The 3,345-nt window shown below is 44.1% G+C and carries 3 protein-coding genes and 2 pseudogenes; all 5 read right to left on the minus strand.

The genetic code is table 11. The features are described 5' to 3' along the window. Positions 1 to 269: pseudogene (locus GRP75_RS22200) on the minus strand (levanase); the annotation flags it as partial. A 184-nt stretch (positions 270 to 453) separates the two neighbouring features. Then, positions 454 to 1,278, minus strand: a pseudogene (gene manZ, locus GRP75_RS22205) (PTS mannose transporter subunit IID). A gap of 28 nt (positions 1,279 to 1,306) precedes the next feature. Continuing rightward, on the minus strand, positions 1,307 to 2,077 hold the full coding sequence (locus tag GRP75_RS22210) for a PTS mannose/fructose/sorbose transporter subunit IIC (RefSeq protein WP_023988666.1): 771 nt from the start codon (positions 2,075 to 2,077) through the stop codon (positions 1,307 to 1,309). A 39-nt stretch (positions 2,078 to 2,116) separates the two neighbouring features. Further along, complete coding sequence (locus GRP75_RS22215) at positions 2,117 to 2,599, minus strand: mannose/fructose/sorbose PTS transporter subunit IIB (protein ID WP_160790381.1); 483 nt, start codon at positions 2,597 to 2,599, stop codon at positions 2,117 to 2,119. Position 2,600: 1 nt separating this feature from the next. After that, entirely contained in the window at positions 2,601 to 3,020 is a 420-nt protein-coding gene (locus GRP75_RS22220) for a PTS sugar transporter subunit IIA (protein WP_013309476.1), read from the minus strand. Positions 3,021 to 3,345 lie beyond the last annotated feature (325 nt).

The following is a 3,345-nucleotide window of genomic DNA, read 5'->3' on the forward strand; positions in this document are numbered from 1 at the left end:
AACGCAATCGGTAAATGTTTCCAATGAATAAGGTCTTTGCTCACCGCATGCCCCCAATGCATCGGTCCCCATTTCGTCCCATAAGGATGATACTGGTAAAAAAGATGATATTCACCCTTATAATAAACCATTCCATTCGGGTCGTTCATCCAGTTAGCCTCAGGCGAAAAATGAATCTGATTACGGTAAGGTTCATCGTAATAACCAAGATCCGCTGCAAAGGCGGGAGTTAATGGTAAACTAAATACCATAAAGCAAATAAGCAGCATACTTAACTTCCTCTTCACCATCTTTCACATCCTCTTTTAATATTTTGAACACCTAGTGTTATTCTTAACGTCACAAATAAAGCGTTTACATTTATCTCTATAACTCAATTTCTTATGTTTACGCTGCTTTGGTCACAAAAATCCGACGAGGTCCGGCCAAGGATAACTCCCTGACCGGCACGTTTTAAGCCAAAACACCAAATGCGTACCCAATAATGCCTACCGCGAATAAAGCAAAAATCAGAGCGATTGCGTTCACTTTCTTTTTCAGTAGCCTCATACATAAAAATGTCAATAATAGTGGTAAAAGTCCGGGCATCAATTGATCCAAAATCATCTGAACGGTCGTAATAACCTCTTTTCCATCCGTTCACACATATCTTGATACCACCAGCGGCACATTCAGGGTGGTCCATTTGGAAACAAGTGCGCCCATAACGAAAAGCCCCAGTATGGAGGCTGACTCCGTGAGTTTTTGCAACCGGTTTCCAGACATATCGGAGACAATCTCCGTACCTTTGTGATAACCGTATTTCAGACCGTACCATTTCGTTGCCAAGCGTGCAGTGTTAAAGAGAAGGAAGAAAAGAACCGGTCCGACAAGGCTGCCGGATAAGGCGATTGAGGCTCCGAGTGCAGCCAGAACCGGGCGTAAAGTCCCCCAGTAAATGGGGTCACCCACTCCCGCAAGGGGTCCCATTAAACCGACTTTGACTCCACTTATGGTGGCATTGTCAATCGGCTGGCCGCTTGCTTTCTGCTCTTCCATCGCAGCCGTTACACCCATAATAGGCGCCGAGATAAACGGTTGAGTGTTGAAAAATTCCAGATGTCTTTTCAATGCCTCTTTTTGATCTTCTTTCTTGCTGTACAGCCGCTTAATCGCAGGGATCAAGGTGACACAGAAACCGATCGACTGCATTCGCTCAAAATTGAACGAGCCTAACAGGAAGCATGAACGGACAAACATCTTATTTAAATCACTTTTAGTCAGCTTCTTTTCTTTCATAGTGCTCTCCTCTCCCTTCAGGTAGTTACTATAACTCTTCAATTTCTTCCATCTTCTCATTACGCTGGTTGTATTTTGGGCTCAGCTGGATGTAAAGCAGAGCCAGAACCGCGCCAATGACCCCAAAACCAACCAGATTAATGCTGGTAAAAGCTGCAATGACAAAGCCCAGAAAGAAGAATGGCATCAGGTATTTGGCTGCCATCATATTAATGACCATCGCATACCCTACGACTACGATAAAGCCGCCCGCAATTTGTAGTCCTCTGGTGATAACCTCCGGAATTGCGTTAAGCATAGCAGTCACCAGGCCCGTTTCTGCGGCAACTGCCACCAAAACAGCGGGCAAAGCAACGCGCAGACCTTGCAAAAGTAAGGCAATAAAGTGACATAGCTCAATTCCTTTGAAATTTGCAGATTCCGCATACTTATCAGCTAAATGCTGGAAGAAGACAGTAATCGTCCTGACAAAAATGGTAAGCACTTGTCCGGCGGCTGCAATTGGAATCGCAACGGCAATTCCGGCGCCGATCGATTGATGGCCGACGATGACCAAAATGGTTGAAACCACGCTGGCTAGAGCAGCGTCTGGTGCCATGGATGCTCCTACATTCATCCATCCCAAAGCCATTAATTCCAGAGTACCGCCAAGTATAATGCCAGTTTTGAGATCGCCAAGGACAAGGCCAATCAACGTACACGCAATCAGAGGACGATGGGTTTGCCCTTCATCTAGAACGCTACCCATGCCACATATGGCCGCTACCAGTGTTACCATTACAATTTGAAAAACAGTCATTTCTATAACTCCTCTCTAGTTGCCGCCTGGTATTTACGATCACATATCCTGCAGTTTGGTAATCAAGTTGATTTTCGGATCACTGGCTACTTTTCTGATTTCCAGCTCAATGCCTTTTTCATGCAGCTTTCGAAATGCATCTACATCCTGTTGGTTTACGGATACCGCCCCGGTAATCTGCGTCTTTCCTTCCTTAAAACACATTCCTCCAACATTCACCGAGCGGATGGGTACTCCCCCTTCCACAACCCGCAGTACATCCGTAGGGTTGGTAAAGAGAAACAATGTTTTAAAATCACTGTATTTGGGGTTATTATAAGCCTCTATCGCTTTGTTAATCGTTACGACATACGCCTTAATTCCAGGCGGCGACACCTGAAGCAATAAGGTTTTGCGTAATGTATCCGCTGCGACTTCATCGCTAACGGCGATAATCTTATTGCACTTCGCTTCTTTCACCCAAACGGTCGCCACCTGACCGTGAATCAGACGGTCATCAATACGAACTAATGCAATTTCCATTCTATAATTCCTCCTCTAATTGACTGTTTCGAATGGCACGAAAAGACATCATGGAATCGTGCCCTGCATGGATCGCTAAATTTACCAAATTCTCCACTTGTTCAATTCCTCTGTTTGCAAGAAGGTCAACGATCATTGGCAGGTTTACTCCTGTCACAATATCCATTTTTTCATGGTTAACTGCAATTCGGCTGGCAGCATTATAAGGACTGCCGCCGAATAGATCAACAAGGAAGATAACACCGTCCGTCCAATCCAGCGATGCCAACGCAGCCTTATATTTCTCTACAAGTCCGCTGACACTTTCACCTGGTTCAAACGTAACACCTGCCACATTATCCAATTGGCCGAAAACCATTTCTGTTGACCTCAGTATTTCTTCAGAAAATTTCCCGTGTGTCCCAACAATTACACCGATCATCTGTCTCACCCCCTTTGTTTCTCTCCACATATCTATGATGCAAGTTCTGTGCCAAACTTCTGTATAGATCAGAGGAAATTTTGTAAACAACAAAAAAACCCCCGTTGCGTCGGAGGTTTTTTTCCAGTCTGAACAGATCATTATTTATCAATCTCCACTGCTTTCATACACATATGAAAGCGTTTTATACTCTTTGGCCATTACTGTGGAATAAAGTTATATACTTCGCTCAACATTTCGCAAATATAATATTTTTCGTCTTCAGAAAGTATAAGATTCATACCAGAAACAAATATGCTGCATGAACGGTTTACCACCTCGAATA

The sequence above is a fragment of the Paenibacillus sp. OT2-17 genome (genome assembly GCF_009827695.1).
Lineage (GTDB): Bacteria > Bacillota > Bacilli > Paenibacillales > Paenibacillaceae > Paenibacillus > Paenibacillus polymyxa_B.

Excerpts from the sequence above, each read along its gene's own strand:
- GRP75_RS22210 (WP_023988666.1), bottom strand. The coding sequence starts at position 2,077 with ATGACTGTTTTTCAAATTGTAATGGTAACACTGGTAGCGGCCATATGT.
- GRP75_RS22215 (WP_160790381.1), bottom strand. The coding sequence starts at position 2,599 with ATGGAAATTGCATTAGTTCGTATTGATGACCGTCTGATTCACGGTCAG.
- GRP75_RS22220 (WP_013309476.1), bottom strand. The coding sequence starts at position 3,020 with ATGATCGGTGTAATTGTTGGGACACACGGGAAATTTTCTGAAGAAATA.